The sequence below is a fragment of the Phocaeicola abscessus CCUG 55929 genome (assembly GCF_000312445.1).
In the GTDB taxonomy this organism is placed as follows: Bacteria; Bacteroidota; Bacteroidia; order Bacteroidales; family Bacteroidaceae; genus Phocaeicola; species Phocaeicola abscessus.
In genome coordinates this window covers 454,726-455,878 of record NZ_HE997183.1, presented here as the reverse complement: position 1 = coordinate 455,878, position 1,153 = coordinate 454,726, and the positions used below count along the sequence as shown (strand labels likewise).

Sequence of the window (1,153 nt, the reverse complement as noted above, 5' to 3'; positions counted from 1 at the left end):
CCACAGGACCAACTCAGTCCTTCTACATTTTGGAAAACAGAAGATCATGCAATGAATGCTGTTGTATCTTGTTATCAGGCGTTAAAGTTAGATGAAACATATTTCACTTTTTTCAATATGGATTGTGTTTCCGATATCTCTTTGGGGTATGGGGCTAAAGGTTATGATTCATTTGGCCAAGGTACTGTAAATACTCGTACGGGGAGGGTTAAAAACCGTTGGAGACACTCCTATGAAGGTGTTACGCGGGCGAACAATGTTATCCGTAACGTACAAGGGATGAATATAAATGAGACCGATAAAAATCAGGTTTTGGGTGAAGCAAAATTCCTTAGAGGATTATTTTACTTTTTCTTAATGCAACATTTTGGAGGTGTTCCTCTGTATGATGAAACGACGGATTACAATAAAGATTATATGAAGTTGTTGAAGCCTCGGGAGACGGAGGAAAAGACACGTGAATTTATTTTGAAAGATTTGACGGATGCAATCAAATTACTTCCGGTAAAATGGTCCCAGTCAAATTATGGTCGAGCAACTAAAGGGGCGGCCTATGCCTTAAGAGGAAAAGTTTATTTGTATAATAAGCAGTACGACTTGGCATCAAAAGATTTTGAAGAGATTGTTTTAGATCCTTCTCAACAAGGTTATGGATATGAATTATATCCTAATTATGCGGATCTTTTCACTAAAGCCGGTGATTCGAGTTCAGAGATGATTTTTGCCATTCAAAATTATTTTAAGATACCGAATTGGTTAGGAATGCCCATGTGCCTTTATATGGGAAACAATGCTTCCATGGATGTATGTTGGAATACAATGATGCCTTCGGTAGGGCTGGTCGACAGTTATGAATGTAAGGATGGTCGTCCGTTTAATTGGGATGACTTTATTCCGGGATATAATGAAAGTAAAGAGGTAAGGGAACAGACCTTGAGAGCAACTCTGACAGACGACTTGAAAGCCGTAAAGGATTATCCGAAGTATTATAAAGAACTTTTGTCGATGTATGAACAGCGTGATCCTCGAATGAAAGAGACCATCATTTTACCGTATACGTATTACTTGGGAAACCTGAAAGAAGTAGACAATTTATGTTTATTTGTCTATGCTACGGGAGTAAGTATTCAGAACGGTTTTGTGGTGATAAATC

The 1,153-nt window shown here is 38.2% G+C and carries 1 protein-coding gene; it reads left to right on the top strand.

All coding sequences use genetic code 11. The annotated features are described in order from the left end of the window. Positions 1-51 precede the first annotated feature (51 nt). Positions 52-1,153: RagB/SusD family nutrient uptake outer membrane protein (locus tag BN102_RS11015; RefSeq protein WP_245545334.1), on the top strand; the 1,102-nt coding region annotated here is incomplete at its 3' end.